Source organism: Micropruina sonneratiae (assembly GCF_025972045.1).
Lineage (GTDB): Bacteria > Actinomycetota > Actinomycetes > Propionibacteriales > Propionibacteriaceae > Micropruina > Micropruina sonneratiae.
Genome location: NZ_JAPDHX010000003.1, coordinates 378,860 through 397,056, shown reverse-complemented (window position 1 = coordinate 397,056; position 18,197 = coordinate 378,860). Strand labels below are relative to the sequence as shown.

15 protein-coding genes are annotated in these 18,197 nt (G+C 71.0%); 8 read left to right on the top strand and 7 right to left on the bottom strand.

Annotated features, from left to right (window positions below; translation table 11 throughout):
* Window positions 1–25: 25 nt before the first annotated feature.
* Window positions 26–673: an alpha/beta hydrolase family protein gene (locus OIE40_RS10080; RefSeq protein WP_264702065.1), complete on the bottom strand. Its 648-nt coding sequence runs from the start codon at window positions 671–673 to the stop codon at window positions 26–28.
* A gap of 52 nt (window positions 674–725) precedes the next feature.
* Here OIE40_RS10080 and OIE40_RS10075 point away from each other — a divergent pair, with 52 nt between their 5' ends.
* The 6 genes from OIE40_RS10075 (at window position 726) to OIE40_RS10050 (ending at window position 9,019) form a co-directional block, all read left to right on the top strand.
* The gene (locus OIE40_RS10075; RefSeq protein WP_264702064.1) at window positions 726–2,009 is read left to right on the top strand and encodes a DUF2207 domain-containing protein; all 1,284 of its coding nucleotides are present in this window, start codon (window positions 726–728) and stop codon (window positions 2,007–2,009) included.
* Window positions 2,010–2,152: 143 nt separating this feature from the next.
* Window positions 2,153–4,132 (top strand): metallopeptidase domain-containing protein, encoded by a 1,980-nt coding sequence (locus OIE40_RS10070; RefSeq protein WP_264702063.1) that lies wholly within the window; start codon window positions 2,153–2,155, stop codon window positions 4,130–4,132.
* A 197-nt stretch (window positions 4,133–4,329) separates the two neighbouring features.
* Window positions 4,330–6,366 carry an NAD(+) synthase gene (locus OIE40_RS10065; RefSeq protein ID WP_264702062.1) on the top strand — a complete coding sequence of 679 codons (2,037 nt, stop codon included), beginning with the start codon at window positions 4,330–4,332 and terminating at the stop codon, window positions 6,364–6,366.
* Between the two features lie 76 nt (window positions 6,367–6,442).
* Window positions 6,443–7,108, top strand: a complete 666-nt coding sequence (locus OIE40_RS10060; RefSeq protein ID WP_264702061.1) for a hypothetical protein — start codon at window positions 6,443–6,445, stop codon at window positions 7,106–7,108.
* The gene (locus OIE40_RS10055) at window positions 7,105–7,704 is read left to right on the top strand and encodes an HAD family hydrolase (RefSeq protein ID WP_264702060.1); all 600 of its coding nucleotides are present in this window, start codon (window positions 7,105–7,107) and stop codon (window positions 7,702–7,704) included. Before OIE40_RS10060 ends, OIE40_RS10055 begins: the two co-directional genes overlap by 4 nt.
* Before the next feature lie 43 nt (window positions 7,705–7,747).
* Complete coding sequence (locus OIE40_RS10050) at window positions 7,748–9,019, top strand: DUF445 domain-containing protein (protein ID WP_264702059.1); 1,272 nt, start codon at window positions 7,748–7,750, stop codon at window positions 9,017–9,019.
* Between the two features lie 136 nt (window positions 9,020–9,155).
* Here the strand turns inward: OIE40_RS10050 and OIE40_RS10045 are convergent, their stop codons facing one another.
* The 3 genes from OIE40_RS10045 to OIE40_RS10035 form a co-directional block, all read right to left on the bottom strand.
* Window positions 9,156–9,746, bottom strand: coding sequence for a hypothetical protein (locus OIE40_RS10045; protein ID WP_264702058.1), 591 nt, complete (start codon window positions 9,744–9,746; stop codon window positions 9,156–9,158).
* 156 nt (window positions 9,747–9,902) lie between these two features.
* Window positions 9,903–11,318 carry an MFS transporter gene (locus OIE40_RS10040; protein WP_264702057.1) on the bottom strand — a complete coding sequence of 472 codons (1,416 nt, stop codon included), beginning with the start codon at window positions 11,316–11,318 and terminating at the stop codon, window positions 9,903–9,905.
* Window positions 11,319–11,476: 158 nt separating this feature from the next.
* Window positions 11,477–14,275, bottom strand: coding sequence for an Rne/Rng family ribonuclease (locus OIE40_RS10035; protein WP_264702056.1), 2,799 nt, complete (start codon window positions 14,273–14,275; stop codon window positions 11,477–11,479).
* A gap of 273 nt (window positions 14,276–14,548) precedes the next feature.
* On the opposite strand from OIE40_RS10035, the gene OIE40_RS10030 reads away from it, so the two are divergent.
* The gene (locus OIE40_RS10030) at window positions 14,549–15,205 is read left to right on the top strand and encodes a TM2 domain-containing protein (protein WP_264702055.1); all 657 of its coding nucleotides are present in this window, start codon (window positions 14,549–14,551) and stop codon (window positions 15,203–15,205) included.
* Between the two features lie 57 nt (window positions 15,206–15,262).
* On the opposite strand, the gene OIE40_RS10025 is transcribed toward OIE40_RS10030, so the two are convergent.
* Genes OIE40_RS10025 through OIE40_RS10015 form a run of 3 tightly spaced genes read right to left on the bottom strand, consistent with a single transcriptional unit; the run spans window position 15,263 to window position 17,367 of the window.
* Complete coding sequence (locus tag OIE40_RS10025) at window positions 15,263–16,030, bottom strand: carbon-nitrogen hydrolase family protein (protein WP_264702054.1); 768 nt, start codon at window positions 16,028–16,030, stop codon at window positions 15,263–15,265.
* Entirely contained in the window at window positions 16,027–16,350 is a 324-nt protein-coding gene (locus tag OIE40_RS10020) for an MFS transporter (RefSeq protein WP_264702053.1), read from the bottom strand. The genes OIE40_RS10025 and OIE40_RS10020 overlap by 4 nt, the downstream gene beginning before the upstream one ends.
* Before the next feature lie 21 nt (window positions 16,351–16,371).
* On the bottom strand, window positions 16,372–17,367 hold the full coding sequence (locus OIE40_RS10015; protein WP_264702052.1) for an MFS transporter: 996 nt from the start codon (window positions 17,365–17,367) through the stop codon (window positions 16,372–16,374).
* A 90-nt stretch (window positions 17,368–17,457) separates the two neighbouring features.
* On the opposite strand from OIE40_RS10015, the gene OIE40_RS10010 reads away from it, so the two are divergent.
* Window positions 17,458–18,153, top strand: coding sequence for a DUF2848 domain-containing protein (locus OIE40_RS10010; protein WP_264702051.1), 696 nt, complete (start codon window positions 17,458–17,460; stop codon window positions 18,151–18,153).
* Window positions 18,154–18,197 lie beyond the last annotated feature (44 nt).

Below are 18,197 nucleotides of genomic sequence, written 5' to 3'. Positions count from 1 at the left end.
CTGCTGGGCGCCGAGCCCCGCCGACTCACCCCAGGACGAAGCCGGCCACCGCGTCCACGATCGTGCGCCGCAACTCCGCCGCCCCGGCGCGTGCGGCCTTCGTCCGCGGACCGAACGAATGCGCGCCCGGCACCGCGACGACCAGCGGCCGGGCGCCACCGGCCTCGAGCGCTGCGGCGCGCACGTCGTCCGGGGAGCCGAACGGGTCGGACTCGCCCTGGATCACCAGCACCGGGCCGGTGACCCCGGCGAGTTCGGCGATCCGCGAGCGCTCGGACCTGCCGGGCGGATGCAGCGGGAACGCCAGGCACACCACGCCCGCCTGCCGCGCCTCGAAGCACCGGCAGGCGACGCGTGCCCCCGCCGAGCGCCCGCCCACCCACAGCGGCAGGCCCGGGTGGCGGGCGAGCACGGCGTCCAGCACCGGCAGCCAGCCCTGGTCGAGGGTGGCGGGCGGCGTGGTCATCCGCTTGCCGGCCACCTTCCACGGCTGCTCGTGCAGCGCGACGGTGACACCGCGTCCGGGCAGGTCGGCGGCGAGCGAGACCAGGTCGAACGCGTCGATACCACCGCCCGCCCCGTGTCCCAGCAGCAGCACCGCGGCGGGTTCGGCGGCGGGGTGGACACTGACCCGCGACTCCCCTGCCGGGGTGGGCACCGTGAACGACGACATGGAGTCATTGTGTCGCCGGCTGGCGCTGGGACGCACCTGCCACTATGGAGGCATGGTTGGGCTGTGGATCGTCGCCGGAGTTGCCGTCGCTGCACTGCTGGTCTGGGCCTGGCGGGCCCAGCAGAACAAGTTCGCGGACGAGATGTTCGGCGGGGTGACCCCCGGGTTGACGCCCACGGGCCAACAGCCTGAACTGCGCGGACCGGTGCCCCAGGGCCACGAGTACGACGGAGAGATCGCGGTCGCGTTCAACCCGCCACGAGGCGTCCGGCCCGGCCTGGCGGGCACCGTCGTCGACGGCAAGCCCGAGAACCGCGACGTGATGGCGACCATCGTCGACCTGGCGGCGCGCGGCCACCTGACCATCACAGTGGTCGAGGACGCCAAGGCGCGCGGCGGCAAGGACTGGGAGTTGCGGGCCACCGACACACCGCCCGCCAACGATGAGCCGGAGCCCGGTGAGCAGGAGCTGCTGCGGACGCTGTTCATGGCGGGGTCGCCGGTGCGGCTGTCCGAGCTGCCCCGGCAGCGCAACTTCGCCTTCAACGACTACCAGTACCTGCTGGCCAACGAGTCCTACGAGCGCGGCTACTTCCGGCACGTGACCGGCATCCACCCCGTCCGAATGGTGTGGATCGCCGCCGGCCTGCTGCTGCTGCTCGGTTTCGGTATGGGCAGCATGCCGCTGCTGGCCGCCGGCGGCGCGGCCGCCCTGGGCGGGGCGCTCATCGGCACCCGGACGGCGCAACGCCCCGTCCGCACCGCCGAGGGCACCGCGCTGCGGGTCCAGACGCTCGGCTTCAAGAAGTACCTGGAGACCGCCGAGATCGAGCAGTTCAGCTACGAGGAGGCGGCCGGCATCTTCTCCAAGTACCTGCCCTGGGCGATCGTGCTCGGGGTGGCCTCGCACTGGGTCAAGTTGTTCGGCGACCTGGCGGCCAAGGCTCACGCCGAGGGTTACGAGGACGACTTCGATCTGCTCTGGCTGGGGGTGATGGGCTGGGGCGTGCACGATGCGATGTTCAGCCTGGCGTTGTTCTCGGCGATGGACGGCTTCGACGCCGGCGGTCTGGACGCCGGCGGCTTCGGTGACGCGTTCGACGGCGCTTCGTTCGGGGACGCGTTCGGCGGCGACGCCGCGGGCATGTTCGACTCGGGCACCATCGACGGCCTGGGCGCCGACGCCGGCGGCAGCTTCGGCGACTTCGGTGGCAACGACTTCTCCTCCGTCGACTCCGGCAGCAGCTGGGGCAGCGACTTCGGCGGCGGCGGTGAGGGCGGCGGCTGGGGCGACTTCGGCGGCGGTGGCGACTTCGGCGGCTTCGGCGGCGACTGACCGCCCACCCTCCCCCACGTTGCGCGAGGGTGGGCAGGCTACGCGGACCTCCCAACAGCGCCCGGATCAAGCGGGTCCGGCTGGACGAGGATGGGTGAAAGTGCCCATGTGCAGCGGCCCGGGCGTCCGCCATCGTGGGGCGCATGACTGAGGTGATCGATCACCATGTGCTCGTCCTGCCCGTTGATGACGGGTCGGGCTCCTGGCCGGACGCCGTCCTGCAACGCCTGTTCAACCCCAGTGACCCGGCAGTCCCTGCAGGGGAACGCAGCACCGTCGCCGACTTCTGGTCGGACACCACCGGCGGCGCGATCCGCATCCGCGGGACCGTCCGTCCACGGGCAATCCTCCCGGCCGCCGATCCGGACTGGACCGTGGTGCGCGACCAGGTCCAGGGCAACCGGACGCCGGCCCTCGCCCAGGTCGTCCGCAAGGCGCTGCTGGCGATCGGCTCGTCGATCCCGGCCGGCGTCGACACTGTCCTGGTCTGGGCGGCGCTGCCCGCGCACCGTGACTTCGCCAGCTCGACGCCCGTCGAGATCGTGCCCGGCTGCAGCGTCACGATCTGCCACGTCAGCACCCACTCCTCGCACTTCACGATCTGTCACGAGATCGGTCACACCCTCGGATACCCGCACCCCTTCGGCCTGACCAGCACCGACCCGCAGGGTCGACCGGAGTCGGAGTACGGCTCGCCGCACTGCATCATGGGCGGCGCGCGCCGCTCGGTCACCCGGCGCGTCCCGGCGTGGGTCACCGCGCCCGCGCCGTCTCCGCTGGCCGCGCTGTGGGACGAGGGCGGCCCGCGGCTGTCCAACGCCAGCAGGCTCGGCCTGATCCTCGAGCGTCTGCGGCTCGCCGGGTGGATTCCCGTCCCGGGTCTGATGCCAGACTGGATCACGCTCGCCGACGAACTCGACGGGCACCACTCGATCGCCGCCTTCGACGGTCCCGCCGGCCTGCCTCGGGCGATCGCATTCAGGATCGAGCCGGGCTGGCTGGTCGTGGAGTTGCGCCGACCGGGTTCGTCCGCGGGCTTCGACTGGGACGCCGGGCTGGGCCTGGCCGCCGGTGACGTGGACACCCACGAGGCGGCCGGCCTGGTCGTCCACCACGTGGCGGCAGTGCTCGACCTCGACGCCACCGACCAGCAGATCCGCGACGGCAGCGCCTGGCGGCACAATCGGCCGATCTTCCAGGGGACGGTGCCGGTGCCGCTGGGGGCGCGTCAGTCGCTCGACGTCGACGCGGGGTCGGCACGGTTCACCCTGACGTCGTACGACCCGGTCGCCGGCACCGCCGGGTTCTCGGTCCAGCGATTCCCCGGCCGGCCGTCGGCGCGCCTGATGGTGACCGAGAACACCGTCACCTCCGCATATCCGCGGGTCGGCGCGGGTCGCTACGACGTCGGCGGCACCACCGAACGGTGTGTGGTCTCGTCCTTCGAGGGCTTCTGGCAGGACGAGGATCGCCGGGTCGGCTGGCAGGCGCACGCCACGGGCTTCGAGGCACCCGAGTTCGCCTGGCGGGTCGCGGGGGTGCAGGTCGGCGGCTGGAAGGGCCAGGCCGCAACGGCCGAGGCGAACCTGGCCCACACCATCGAGGTCGACGTGGACGTGCCGACCGGGCCCGGCCGATCCACCCGCGAACGCCAGCGGATCACGGTGCGCGCCTCCACGGCGTGGAACGGCCTGAGCCTGGACCTCGCGCCGCCGCGCAGTTACGTCATGCGGGACGGTCAGGGCCGGGTGCGGATCCCGGTGGAGGTGTTCGTCCGCGAACCGGGCGACGCCGTCCACCGCGCGTCGGCCCGGGGACTGGTCGAGGTCGAGACCCGGCGACTGGTCTTCGGGGTGGACCTGCAACAGGCGCGGGCGGCCTGCCAGAACGCGATGACGGGGATGTTCAGGCGGCTGTACGAGATCGAGCCCGAGATCTTCGAGGGCACCGTGCGGGTCTCGGAGGTCGTGCGCGGCCCGGACTGGGGGCTGGCCGAGGTGGCGCGGCTCCGGGAATGGTTCGACCAGGTGCCGAAGCTGCGGCTTGCGGCGGAGGAGCTCCCTGTCGGGCAGCAGGTGCTGCAACTCAAGAAGCTGGGTCGCCAGCGGCTGGATCCGCGCTAGCCCGGGCCGGCGGGATCCCCGCGGCGGCCCGCACCGGCCGCCTTCCGGGGCATGAGGGCGCTGCCGCGGCTCGCGCTCCCCACCGGGCGGGGTGGGGGCGCCGCGGGCAGCCGGCCACGGCCCAACCACCGCGTCCGACCGGGGGCAAGTTCTGCCATGCTGGCGTCACACACCGGCGCAGACCGCATGGAGGGTCGATGGATTTCCACAGCCTGTACGCCCACGGGTTCGTCCGGGTGGCGGCCGCCACGCTGCCGATCACCATGGTGCAGCCGGACGTCAACGCCGCCGCGGTCGCCGCACAGGCCCGTGAGCTAGCCGCCGACGGGGTCGCGCTGGCCGTTTTCCCCGAGTTGTGCCTGACCGGCTACTCGATCGAGGACCTGCTTCTCCAGGACGCCGTGCTGGACGCCGCGGACGCCGCCATCGGCACGCTGGCCGAGGCCACCACCGACCTGCCCACCGTCATCGTCGTCGGCGCCCCGCTGCGCAGCCTGCACCGGATCTACAACTGCGCGGTCGTCCTGCACCGCGGCGAAATCCTCGGTGTGGTGCCCAAGTCGTACCTGCCCACCTATCGCGAGTTCTACGAGCGCCGGCAGATCGCCCCGGGCGACGACGTGACCGGTGAGATCCGGATCGCCGGCGTCGACGCCCCGTTCGGCCCCGACCTGCTGTTCGCCGCAGACGACCTGCCGCACTTCGTCCTGCACGTCGAGATCTGCGAGGACATGTGGGTGCCGATCCCGCCCAGCGCCGAGGCCGCCCTGGCCGGTGCGACGGTGCTGGCCAACCTGTCCGGTTCGCCGATCACCGTCGCCAAGTCGGTCGAACGCCACCAGTTGTGCTCGGCGAACTCGTCTCGCTGCCTGGCCGCCTACGTCTACGCCGCCGCCGGCGAGGGCGAATCGTCCACCGACCTGTCCTGGGACGGCCAGACGATGATCTACGAGAACGGCGCCCTGCTGGCCGAGTCGGAGCGCTTCCCGAAGGGACCCCGCGCCTCGGTCGCCGACGTGTTCACCGCCCGGCTGCAGCAGGAGCGGTTCCGGATGGGCACCTTCGACGACAACCGGCGCGCCCACGCCGAGCGGGTGGACGGCTTCCGCTGGATCGGCTTCACCCTCGGCGCGCCGACCGGCGATCTGGGCCTCGAACGCGACCTGGCCCGATTCCCGTTCGTGCCGGCCGACCCGGCCAGGCTCGCGCTGGACTGCTACGAGGCCTACAACATCCAGGTCAGCGGACTGGAACAGCGACTCAAGGCGATCGGCCAGCCGAAGCTGGTCATCGGCGTGTCCGGGGGCCTGGACTCCACCCACGCGCTGCTGGTCGCCGCCCAGGCCATGGACCGGCTGGGACGCCCGCGCAGCGACATCCTGGCGTTCACCATGCCGGGCTTCGCGACGTCCGAGCACACCAAGAACAACGCCACCGAGCTGTCGGAGGCGCTCGGGGTCAGCTTCGCGACCCTGGACATCACCGGCACCGCCCGCACCATGCTCGACGAGATGGACCACCCCTTCGCCGACGGCGAGCCGGTCTACGACATCACCTTCGAGAACGTCCAGGCCGGGCTGCGCACCGACTACCTGTTCCGGCTGGCCAACCAGCGCGGCGGCATCGTACTGGGCACCGGAGACCTGTCCGAGCTGGCACTCGGCTGGTGCACCTACGGCGTCGGCGACCAGATGAGCCACTACAACGTCAACGGCGGGGTGCCGAAGACGCTCATGCAGCACCTGATCCGGTGGGTGATCACGTCGGGCCAGTTCAGTGCCGAGGTCGGCGTCGTGCTGCAGGCCATTCTGGACACCGAGATCACCCCCGAACTGGTGCCCACCACGCCGGGCGAGAAGCCGCAGTCGACGGAGGCGTCCATCGGCCCCTACAACCTGCAGGACTTCACCCTCTACCACGTGCTGCGGCACGGCACGAAGCCGTCGACGATCGCCTTCCTGGCCATGCACGCCTGGTCGGACGCCGAACGCGGCGACTGGCCGGAAGGGTTCCCTGCCGACAAGCGGGTCGCCTACGACCTGCCGACGATCAAGAAGTGGCTGGAGGTGTTCTGCAGCCGGTTCTACGGCTTCGCCCAGTTCAAGCGCTCGGCCCTGCCCAACGGCCCGAAGGTGGTCCGCGGCGGCTCGCTGTCGCCGCGCGGCGACTGGCGGATGCCGTCGGACACCTCCGCGAAGCTGTGGCTGGACGAGCTGCAGCGCAACGTCCCATGACCCGCAACCCGGCCTGTGGACGCCGGGCGATCCAGCGAAGGCCGGGCTGTCGTGGTGTCGCGGGCACCGCACGCCGATGAGCATCGACGCACCCCGGGTGGCGCCTCCGCAGCTGCCGCCGCTGACCGGGCAGGAGGCTCCGAGCGAGGCCGACGAGGGCGCCTTCAGCGAGGCGTCGCTGTCCTGGGTGGACGACGACGCGTCCGTCGTCGGTGCCGAGATCGTCGACTCGCGGTTGGCCCGGCTCCCGCCCGAGCGGCTGGCGGCGCGGCGGTTGCGGCTGGCCGAGGTGGAGCTCGCCGCCCCGGTCACCGTGACGCTGGACGCGGCCCGCTCGTCCTGGCGGGGTGTCACCGTGGAGGGCGGATCGATCGGCGTGCTGGACTGCTCCGGGGCAACCTGGCGCAACGTCGTCCTGCGGGGTGTCCGGATCGGCTACCTCAACCTGCGCGAGGCCTCCCTGGCCGACGTGGTGCTCACCGGCTGCCGCATCGGCACCCTCGACCTGGTGGGCGCGACCAGCACCCGCACCGCGCTGGCGGAGTGCCTGGTCGAGGATCTCGATCTGCGCCACCGCAAGGGTGAACACCTTGACCTGCGCGGCCTGGACGTGGTGCGGTTGAACCGCCTGGACGGCGCGGACAGCATGCTCGGCGTCGTCATCACCGAGGAGCAGGCCCGCTGGCTCGGACCCGTCCTGGCCCGAGCCCTGCGGCTGACGCTCGCCGAGGAGGACACGTGACCACCGCCCTGATCTTCGACGTCGCCAACGTGATCGTCGACTGGGACCCGATCCGTGCGCTGGCCGGAGCGTTGCCGGCCGACCAGGTGAACGGGTTCCTCGAGTCGGAGGTGTTCTGGGAGATCAATGCCCGCTGCGATGCCGGCATGCCCCTGCACGAGGCGATCGTCGAGATGGACGACCAGGCACCCCAGCTGGTGACGGCCTTCCGCACCTACCTGGATCGGTTCCCGATGACCGTCAGCGGACCCATCCCGGGCACGGCCGAGGTGATCGACGACCTGCTGGCCGCCGGCGTCCCCTGCTACGGCCTGTCCAACTGGGCCAAGGAGAACTTCAACGTGGCCCGCCGGGCCAGTCCGGCCATCGACCTGCTCGCCGACGTGATCGTCTCCGGCGAGGTGGGGCTGGCCAAGCCCGACCCGGAGATCTTCCGCTACGCCCTCGACCGGTTCGACCTGGCGGCGTCCTCGACGATCATGATCGACGACACCCAGGCGAACCTCGATGCGGCCGAGGAGGTCGGGCTGGGCACCATCCTGTTCACCAGTGCCGGGCAGCTGCGTGACCAGCTGGCCCGACTCCGGGTGCTGTGATCGATCGACCAGGCTCGATCGGTCCGCTGCCCGGGGTGCTGCGATGACGGTGCTGCCGGTCGAGTTGACCGGCGTCGACCTCGAGCGCGCCGCCCGGCTGCGCCGGATGAAGCTGCTGGCTCTTTCGCTGCTGCTGCTCGCCGCGGTGGTCTACCTGCTGACGCTGCGGCCCGCCGAGGGCGTCCCGTGGGGGGTGTGGGGCTTCGTCAACGCCGGAGCCGAGGCGGCGATGGTCGGCGCCCTGGCGGACTGGTTCGCCGTCACCGCACTGTTCCGGCATCCGCTCGGACTGCCCATCCCGCACACGGCGATCATCCCCAAGCGCAAGAACGACATCGCCCGCAACCTGCAGGACTTCTTCACCGAGAACTTCCTCACCGAGGAGATCATCCGCGAACGGATCGGGTCACTGCGGGCCGGCACCCGGCTGGGTCAGTGGTTGCAGGTGGACGCCAACGCTGACCGGGTGGTTGCCGAGGGCGCCCGGCTGGGGAGGGTGGCGCTTGCCCAGGTGAGCGACGCCGACGTCACCCACCTGGTCGGTGAGGTGATCGTGCCTCGACTGGAGACCGAACCGCTGGCCGGCCCGATCGGTGACCTGCTGGATGCGGTGGTCACCGACGGTGCTCACCGCGGCCTGGTCGACCTGGTGGTGGGCGAGGTGCACGACTGGCTGCGCCGGCACCCCGACACCTTCAACGGCATCGTGGGCGAGCGGGCACCGAAGTGGGCGCCCGGCTTCGTCAACCGGCGCGTCGTGCGGTGGACCTACGACCAGGCCGTGGAGTGGTTGTGGGCCATCCGATCGGATCGCGACCACCCGACCCGGGCGGCGCTGGACGATCTGCTGCACCAGATCGCCCGCGACCTGCAGCACAACCCGGTCGTCGCCGAACGGGCCGAGCGGCTCAAACGGCGGCTGCTCACCCACCCACAGACGGTCGAGACCATCGTCGGGCTGTGGCAGACGGTCCGGGCCTCGCTCGACGACGCCCTGACCGCGGAGGATTCCGAGCTGCGCCGGCGGGCGCACCGGGCGGTGCAGCGGTTCGGGCGGGCGCTGCTCGACGATTCCGAGCTGCGCACCCGGTTGGAGGGCGGACTCGAGGACGCCGCAGCGTTCGTGGTGCAGACCTACGGCGCCGAGCTGTCGACCGTGATCAGCCACACCATCGAACGCTGGGACGGCCGGGATGCCGCCCGAAAGATCGAGTTGCACGTCGGCCGCGACCTGCAGTTCATCCGGATAAACGGCACGGTGGTCGGCTGCCTGGCCGGCCTGGCGATCCACACGGTGAGCCTGCTGGTGCACTGACCGCCGGGCTGTCTCGCCACCTCGGCCGGTGGGCGGTTCGCTGTGGGTCGCCATGGCCGGGTGCGCGGGCATCCTCGTCGTCGCACACGTGGCAGCTCTGCTGGTGTACCGCCGCCGCTCCCGATGAGCCGGCGAGCTACTCCGCCCAGCTGTCGGTGACCGCTCCGTCGGCGAAGGACACCCAGACCCATTGGAAGCCGCTGCCGCAGTAGGCGTAGCGGTACGTCTCGTAGAGCACGCCCCACGACGAGGTCGACCAGTCCAGGGCACCCGTCGAATGCAGGGTGTCGGCGACGGTTTGCTTGGAGTCCCTGCTCTTCACCCGCCCGGCATCGGCCAGCGTCGCGCACGTCGCCGTCGAGGTGGCGATCGTCAGGGTCTGCGCACGCTTGACCGTCTTCGCGGCGTAGTACCCGCCGCTGCGCTTCTTGGCCTTGTAGGTGACGACGGTCTTGACCGTGTAGGTGCCCGCCTTCAGCGTGGCCCTGGTCTTCTTGTTCACGATCTTGGTGCCCTTGGAGGTCCAGATCGTGAAGTACTTCGTGGTGATCGTCAGCGAGCCGCGCACCGTGAGGTTCGGCTTGATGGTCGCCTTCGCACCGGGCCCCAAGGGCGCCACCGAGATCCTGTTGATCGTCACCCCGGTCGCGGCGGACGCCGTTGTAGCCGTGGCGCCTGCGAACAGCAGGCCGAACAGGACCGACAACACGACGATGCGTGCTCTCATCATCCACCTCCCGGGCAGGCAGGCACCGTACCGAGGGAGGGAGGATCGGCTTTGTGCAGGGGTGGCAGCTGCACGGCGGGAGAACATTCGGCGACGCGGGGGTGAACCGGCCCCCGCTTTGTCGTCGACCGTCGGTCGGCGGGGCTGGTCGCCCGGTCACAGGGTGACGGCTTCACCCTCCGCGCGCGCCGCGAACTCGTCGTCGGCCGAGGAGGCCGCGTAGTCGGTGTCCTTGGTCTCCCGACTGAGCAGCAGCGCGATCAGGGTGAGGACGCCGGCGCCGGCCAGATAGACCCCCACCGACCAGGTGCTGCCACCGGCCGCCGCCCACAGTGCCACCGCGATGATGGGCGCCACCGCGGCCCCCAGGATGCTGGACACGTTGTAGGCGATCGCCGACCCGGTGTAGCGGACGTTGGTCGGGAACAGCTCCGGCAACAGCGCCCCCATGGGGCCGAAGGTGACGCCCATCAACAGGAAGCCGAAGATCAGGAACGCCTGGGTGAGCGCCCCGGCGAAGGCGACGTCGGCGCGCTGCTGCAGCCATAGCGGGAAGCTCAGCCCGAACGCGATGATGGTGATCGTCGTCCAGATCAGCAGCGTGCGGCGTCCGATCGCGTCGGCCGCCGGGCCGGACAACAGGGTGAAGATGCCGAAGAACACCACGCCGATGATCTGCATCAGCACGAAGGTGGTGTAGCTGAAGCCCAAACCGCCCGGGGTGGCGTCCGTCTTCGCGGTGCCGTAGGTGAGGGTGAAGCTGGTCATCAGGTAGAACAGCACGTAGGTCGCCAGCATGATGAAGGTGCCCAGCACCACCTCGCGCCAGTGGTGCCGGAAGGTGTCACCGAGCGGCAGCTTGCGGATCTTGCCTCGCTGCTCGGCCTTCACGAAGGCGTCCGACTCGACGAGCTTGAGCCGGACCCACAGGCCGACGATGACCATCACCGCCGAGAACAGGAACGGCACCCGCCATCCCCAGTTGAGGAACGCCTCGGACTTCAGCAACGGATCGTTGGGGTGCGGCAGGGTGACGTTGATCGCCAGGAAGAGCCCGTTGGCGATGATGAACCCCAGCGGCGCCCCGAGCTGCGGGAAGGTGCCGTACCAGGCGCGCTTGCCCTCCGGGGCGTTCTCGGTCGCCACCAGCGCCGCACCCGACCACTCCCCTCCCAGCGCGAAACCCTGCGTGAGCCTCAGGATCAGCAGCATCACCGGTGCCAGCAGTCCGGCGGTCTGGAAGGTCGGAAGCAGGCCGATGAGGAAGGTGGCGATACCCATGGTGAGCAGGCTGAGCACCAGGGTCGTCTTGCGTCCGCGCTTGTCACCGAGATGTCCGAAGACGATCGCACCGATCGGGCGGGCCACCATGGCCGCACCGAACACACCGAAGGACGCGATCAGCGCCGTGGTGGGATTGCCGGTCGGGAAGAACAGCTGCGGAAACACCAGCACGGCCGCGGTCGCGTAGACGTAGAAGTCGTAGAACTCGATCGTGGTGCCGATCAGGCTGGCGGCGATGACCCGCCCGGGCGAGTTGAGCGGAGCGGGAGACGTCGTCGTCGAAGTCATGTGGGGTTCTCCTTTCCCCACGACCCTACGACCCGGCGTCCGACCGGTGGACACCCGTCTCAGCTACGCGGCACCCGCCCCCCACCGATCTGCGACTCGCCCGACCATGTGCCGCTCGCGCAGTGGGCGAGCGGCTCACAGTCGGACGAGCGCGAGGGTCAGCGGCGGCGGCGGCCGTGCTCGCGCTCGCCGCCGTCGGCCGGTGCCTGCGAGTCGACGGGTGTGTCGTGGCGGTGGTAGCCGCGACCGTGGCAGGTCTCACAGGTGACGGTGAAGGCCTCGGCGAGCCCGGTACCGATCCGCTTGCGGGTCATCTGCACCAGCCCCAGCGAGGTCACCTCGGCGACCTGGTGCCGCGTCCGGTCCCGGCCGAGGCACTCGACCAGCCGGCGCAGCAGCAGCTCGCGGTTGGCGGGCAGCACCATGTCGATGAAGTCGATCACGATGATGCCGCCGATGTCGCGCAGCCGCAGCTGGCGGACGATCTCCTCGGCCGCCTCGAGGTTGTTCGATGTGACGGTCGCCTCGAGGTTGCCCTGGGTGCCGGTGAACTTGCCGGTGTTGACGTCGATCACCGTCATCGCCTCGGTGCGGTCGATGATCAGCGAGCCGCCCGAGGGCAGGAACACCTTCCGCTCCAGCGCTTTGGCGATCTGCTCGTTGATCCGGTGCGCCTCGAACAGGTCACCGGACTCGCCCCGGTCCCAATGCACGAGGCGTTCCTTCAGGTGCGGCGCCACGTGTCCGACGTAGGCCTCCACCGAGTCCCAGGCATCCTCACCCTTGCCGTTGCCGTCGACGATCAGCCTGCCGAAATCCTCGGTGAACAGGTCGCGGACGATCCGCAGGGTCAGCTCGGGCTCGGTGTAAAGCTGCTCGGGCGACTTGCCCGCCTTCACCTTCTTCTCGATGATCTCCCACTGCGCCTTGAGCCGGTTGACGTCGCGCACCAGCTCGTCCTCGGACGCCCCCTCGGCGGCGGTGCGGACGATCACCGACGCGTGGTCGCCGACCAGGCCGTCGAGAATGCCCTTGAGCCGGTTGCGTTCCTGCTCGGGCAGCTTGCGCGAAATGCCGGAAAGCTGGCCGCTCGGCGAGTACACGACGTAGCGGCCGGGGACCGAGACGTGTCCGGTCAGCCGCGCGCCCTTGGCGCCGATCGGGTCCTTGGTGACCTGCACGAGCACGCTCTGGCCGGACTTGAAGACCTTCTCCATCTTGCGGTCGCCACCGGTGACGCCGAAGGTATCCCAGTCGACCTCGCCGGCGTACAGGACGGCGTTGCGGCCACGACCGATGTCGATGAACGCGGCCTCCATCGACGGCAGCACGTTCTGCACCTTGCCCAGGTAGACGTTGCCGATCATGGACGTCGCGGAGGCCCGGTCGACGTAGTGCTCGACCAGGATGCCGTCCTCGAGGACGGCGAGCTGGGTGTAGTCGTCGGCCTGCCGGATCAGCATCGCCCGGTCGACCGATTCCCGGCGGGCCAGGAACTCGGCCTCGGACAGGATCGGCGACCGCCGGCGTCCGGCCGCCCGGCCCTCGCGGCGGCGCTGGCGCTTTGCCTCCATCCGGGTCGAGCCCTCGATGCCGGTGACCTCGTCGCCGGCCTTGCTGCGGCGCGGCTCGCGAACCCGCACGACGACGTCGCTGGGGTCGTCCTCGGCGCCGGTGGTGTCCTCGCCGCGGCGACGGCGGCGACGGCGGCGGCGGCTCGACGACGATCCACCCTCGGCCTCTGCCGCAGGCTCGGCCTCGCCGTCGTTGTCGCCGTCGGACGCCTCACCGTCGGTGGTGTCGTCGGCGTCGCCGGTCTCGGCATCGTCGGCCGAACCGCCGCGACGGCGGCGGCGACCACCGCGCCGGCGCCGACGGCGCCGGGGACCCTCGGGATCGTCGTTGTCGTCGTTGTCGTCGCTGTCGTCGGTGTCGACGGCCTGGTCGTCGTCGTCGCCGTCCGTCGTCGGGTGAGCGGACGCCTCGTCGAGCGACTCCGCCTCGTCGGCATCCTGGCCGGCGGCCTCGCCCTGACCGCCGATCGCGGCGGCGAGTTGGTCCAGCGCTTCCGCGGCGGCGTCCTCGTCGACCTTCGCACGCTTGCCCCTGCGGCTACGGCTGAGGTTCTCCAGGCTTGCGGCGACGGGGTCGGACGCCGCGTCGTCGGCGGGCGCGGACGCCGCATCGGCCTCCGCTTCCCGCACCGATTCGGGTTCGGACTTGCGGCGGCGGCGCCGGCCGCGTGCCTCGGTGGGCTGTTGGGGGGCGAGTTCGTCGAGCGAGGGCAGCTCGTCCAGGCTGAGCGGACGCTGCTGTTCCGTCTCGGCGGCGCCGGCGGTCACCTCGACGATGCCGTCGGCATCAGGTTGCTGGTCGCCGGGCTGCTCGGCGGCCGGCTGATCGCTGGCCGGCGCATCTTCCTCGACCGCCTCGGTGGCGGGAGACGACACCGGCTCGGGCGCCGCTGCCGCCCGGGTGGCGCGGCGCCGGCGCGCCGGCTTGGCCGGCGGCTCGGGCGCGACCGGTTCGGCCGCCGCCTCGTCGTTTCCCTGCTGCTGGTCCTCGGCCTCCGCAGGCTCCGGCTCGTCCCGGACAGTCGCTGCGGGTTCGGCCTCCGTCTGCTCGTCCTCGGCTGGCTCGTCCGGGGCTTGTTCATGCTCCACGGCTGCGGCCTCGTCCTCGACGGGGGCCACCGCGTCGGACTCGTCCGGCTGTGCGGTGGCGGGTTCGTCCGGGACGGGGCCCGGCTGCGTCTCGACGGCCTCCGACTCTGCGGCGGCCTCGTCCTCGATGGGTTCTGTGACCTCGGGCGCGACCTCGGCCGGCTCGGGTGCCGGGGCCGGCGGTCCCGCCGGGCGGCTGGCTGCACGCCGACGGCGTGGCGGTGTGGGCGGCTGGGCGGTCTCGTCGACGGCGGAGTCGCCGGAGCCGGGTGCGGGTGTGTCGGTGTCGAGCATGTGCTCTCCTTCGGCGGCGTGGGGGCGCCGCATGATGTGGCCACCTGAGTGGCAAAGCCTGTGGACGACGGTCCGTGCCCGCCGGCCCCCGCGGTCGTCGCCGTCGCGGTGTGGCCGGACTCGCCAATCGTGCTGTCACCACGACTGGGCCGGATCGAGTGAGACCGCTGCGCGGCCTCGTCCTGTGCGTGATTATGCCACACCCGCCTGGAGGGACCCTGAGACGGCCCGGCGGATTCGGTGTGTGTCGGTGGCCGGATCTAGCATTGCCGGGTGAGTGAGTACGAGCCCTGGCGCCGCCCTGAGGCGGAACTCTACCCACCCACCCGTCCCGAATACCCGGCCGCTGCGGCGTCCGGCGGCGACCCGTACGCAGCGACGCAACCGCTGGCGGGCAACGCCGGCGCCTGGGCCCCGACGACGCCGACGCCGCTCGCCCAACCCTCGCAGTCGGTCCCCACCGCACCCGACCCGACCGCGACGTACGCCGTCTATCCCGGGCTGCCCGAACACGCCGGATCCGCGCCGGAGGCCGGCTACTCTCATCCGTACCCCCCGCAGCCGCAGCGGTTCGGCCCGCCGCAGCCCTACCTTCCGGGACGCCTGCCCCAGCCCTACCCACAGCCGCAGCCCTACCCGCCCTCGGCCCAACCGGGCGGCTGGTACCCGGTCGCCTACCAGCCGGTGTACGTGTCCCCGAAGTCGAGCGGGGTCGCCTATCTTCTGTGGTTCTTCTTCGGCCTCTTCGGCGCCCACCACTTCTACCTCGGCCGCAGCGGGTGGGGAATCGCGTACCTGTTGAGCACGGTGCTGCTCGGCTGGCTCGGCATCGGCCTGCTGTTCGTGATGATCGGCTGCCTGATCGACCTGTTCCTGATCCCGGGCTACACCCGCGAGGCCAACCGTCGCCTCACCGGCTACCCGTACTGACCGGGGCGGGCCGACGCGTTCGGCGCCGGCTTGTCGTGCCGGGGCCGGCGACGGGCGCTACAGCACCGGGACGCGGCCGCGGACGTCCGTGGCCAACGACGGATCCACGTCACAGACCAGCACGCCGGGCGCCCCCGAAAGGGCGGCGCGCACCACCCCGAGCGGGTCGACGCAGGCGCTGCGGCCGATACCGAGCGGGTCGCTGCCGGCCGGCGGCGTCCAGGCCTGGTCGCAGGCCAGCAGCCACGCCTGCGCGTCGGTGGCCCGCGCGCGGACCAGCAGGTCCCACTGGTCGGCCTTGCCCGGGCCCTCCCCCCAGGAGGCCGGCACCAGCAGCACCTCGGCGCCACGGCGTCCGAGTTCGGTGAACTGGGCGGCGAAGCGCAGGTCGAAACAGGTCGACACCCCGAACGTCACGCCGTCGGCGGCGAAGGTGACCAGTTCGGAGCCCGGCGCGACCGTGTCCGATTCGCGCGAACCGAAGGCGTCGAACAGGTGGATCTTGTCGTAGCTGGTCTCGACGCCCCGGCCGGCGATCAGCAACGTGTTGCACACCCGGCCGTCGCCCGAGGGGGTGAACATGCCCACCACGAGCAGCACGCCCAGTTGCTGCGCCAGCGCCCGGACGCCGTCGGCGAAGGCACCGTCCAACGGCTCGGCCGCCGCCGCCAGGTCGGAGCCGAACGGCACCATCGACGCCTCGGGACAGACCACCACGGTGGCGCCCTGGGCGGCCGCCTCGGCGGCCTGGCCGCGGATCAGCCCTAGATTGGAGGCCGGGTCTGGCGTGGCGCTGAACTGGCAGGCAGCCAGCCGCAGGCTCACCGTGCCTGCTCCGCCCGGGCGTCCTCAGCCGGGAAGATGTCGTCCTCGTCGTCCACGACCGCCTTGCCCATGGCGAGACCGATCAGAGTGATGACGCAGGCCGCGGCGATGTAGCCGGCGATCGCCCAGCTGTTCTGCCCGTTGGCCCAGAAGATCGCGAACATGGTCGGCGCCAGGCCGCCGGCGAAGATGCCGGCGAAGGTGTAGGCGAGCGAACTGCCGGTGTAACGCAGTCGGGCGTGGAACTGTTCGGCGATGTGGGCGGCCTGCGGTGCGTACATGAACGAGTGGGTCAACAGCCCGACCACGACGCCGAACACGGCGAGCCCGAAGCTGCGCTCCTACTGCATCCAGACGAACACGAAGGTCCAGATCGCGCCCAGCACGGTCGCCACGGCGTACAGCAGCCGACGGTCGACCCGATCCGACAGCCAGCCGGCGAGCGGCATGGTGAAGACCTGGATGAAGCCGGCCGTCATCGTCGCGGTCAGCGCCTGCTGGTTGGTCAGCGGCGAGGTGCCGGCCTGCAGCCAGGTGATGACGTAGACGGCGAAGAAGGCGTACAGCACGTCGGGACCGAAGCGGGTGAGGATGGCACCGATCAGCGGCTTGAGCTGGGTGCGCAGCACTTCCGAGACCGGGGCCTCGGCCGCCTCACCCTTCTCGAGGATCTTCTGGAAGACCGGGGTCTCCTCGAGCCGGTGCCTGATCCACAACCCGAAGCCGACCAGCACCAGCGACAGCATGAAGGCCAGCCGCCAGCCCCACGACAAGAAGGCCTCCTGCGACATCGACGCGGTCATGATGACCAGCAGCAGGTTCGCCAGGAAGCTACCGAGCGGCACGCCGGTCTGCGCCGCGGACGCCCACAGCCCCCGGGTGCCGGGCCTGGCGAACTCCGAGGACAGCAGCACCGCGCCGCCCCATTCGCCCCCCACGCCGACACCCTGCAGGAACCGCATCAGCACCAGCAGGATCGGAGCCCACACCCCCGCGGTTGCGTAGGTGGGTAGCAGGCCGATCGCGAAGGTGGCGAACCCGATCAGCATCAGCGTCCAGACCAGCACCTTCTTGCGGCCGATCCGGTCGCCGAGGCGTCCGAAGAAGACCCCGCCGATCGGGCGGGCGATGTAGCCGGCGCCGTAGGTGAGGAAGGCCTTGATGGTGTCCATGCTCGGGTCGGAGCCGTCGAAGAACAGCTTGCTGAAAACCGTGCCGGTGACGGCGCCGAACAGTGCGAAGTCGTACCACTCCAGCGCCGTGCCGGACAGGCTGGCGACGAAGGCCTTGCGCAGGTTCTTCTTCTCCGCATCGGTGTGCGGACCTGCCTGTGTCATCGGGGTGCCTCCTGGCTAGGGTGTCCAACATGCTGGTCGGCTGGACCGGCCGGCCGCAAGCCCCACCCGGAATCGACACCAGGAGGAAACATGCCGACCCTTCACTTCACCCTGGCCGGCGGCGGCAGCACCGAGGTCGACGTGCGTTACGCGCTGAACTGCGGCTATGCCGGCCGGGACACCGAGCAGGTGCAGCACCACATCGACGAACTGGCCGAACTCGGCATTCCCGGGCCGAGCACGATCCCCACGTTGTACCCGCTGTCGGCGACCCTGGTGAGCCAGGCCGGCGAGGCGCAGGTGGCGCACGCACAGACCTCCGGCGAGGCCGAATGGGCGATGATCGTGCCCGACGGCGCGGCCGGCCCCGACGACTACCTGGTGACGGCGGCCTGCGACCACACCGACCGGGCGCTCGAGGTGCACGGGGTGGCCTGGTCGAAGCAGTCCGCGCCGGACTTCCTCGGCGATCTCGCCTGGCGCTGGGGTGACGTCCGGGACTCCTTCGACACGTTCACCCTGCGCGGCTGGGTCACCAACGATGGTGTGGAAGAGATGATCCAGGACGGTTCACCGGCCCTGCTGCTCTCCCCCGACTACTGGATCGACCGGCTCGGCGAGGCCGGCCTGCTGCGACCCGGCACGGTGGTGATGAGCGGCACGATCCCGATGAAGGCCGGCGTCGACCAGTTCGCGGACGCCTGGCGCGTCGAGTTGGCCGCGCCCGACGGCACCGCATCGACCACCGAGTACACCGTCGAGGTGCTGCCCGAACCCTGGGAGTGAGTCCGCCGCTGGACCTGGGGACGGTTCTCAACGGTCCCAGCGGG

Bases quoted from the DNA above. Each gene is read 5' to 3' on its own strand.
- OIE40_RS10015 (WP_264702052.1), bottom strand. From the start codon at position 17,367: ATGACACAGGCAGGTCCGCACACCGATGCGGAGAAGAAGAACCTGCGC.
- OIE40_RS10035 (WP_264702056.1), bottom strand. From the start codon at position 14,275: ATGCTCGACACCGACACACCCGCACCCGGCTCCGGCGACTCCGCCGTC.
- OIE40_RS10040 (WP_264702057.1), bottom strand. From the start codon at position 11,318: ATGACTTCGACGACGACGTCTCCCGCTCCGCTCAACTCGCCCGGGCGG.
- OIE40_RS10070 (WP_264702063.1), top strand. From the start codon at position 2,153: ATGACTGAGGTGATCGATCACCATGTGCTCGTCCTGCCCGTTGATGAC.
- OIE40_RS10045 (WP_264702058.1), bottom strand. From the start codon at position 9,746: ATGAGAGCACGCATCGTCGTGTTGTCGGTCCTGTTCGGCCTGCTGTTC.
- OIE40_RS10010 (WP_264702051.1), top strand. From the start codon at position 17,458: ATGCCGACCCTTCACTTCACCCTGGCCGGCGGCGGCAGCACCGAGGTC.
- OIE40_RS10080 (WP_264702065.1), bottom strand. From the start codon at position 673: ATGTCGTCGTTCACGGTGCCCACCCCGGCAGGGGAGTCGCGGGTCAGT.
- OIE40_RS10065 (WP_264702062.1), top strand. From the start codon at position 4,330: ATGGATTTCCACAGCCTGTACGCCCACGGGTTCGTCCGGGTGGCGGCC.
- OIE40_RS10075 (WP_264702064.1), top strand. From the start codon at position 726: ATGGTTGGGCTGTGGATCGTCGCCGGAGTTGCCGTCGCTGCACTGCTG.
- OIE40_RS10060 (WP_264702061.1), top strand. From the start codon at position 6,443: ATGAGCATCGACGCACCCCGGGTGGCGCCTCCGCAGCTGCCGCCGCTG.
- OIE40_RS10050 (WP_264702059.1), top strand. From the start codon at position 7,748: ATGACGGTGCTGCCGGTCGAGTTGACCGGCGTCGACCTCGAGCGCGCC.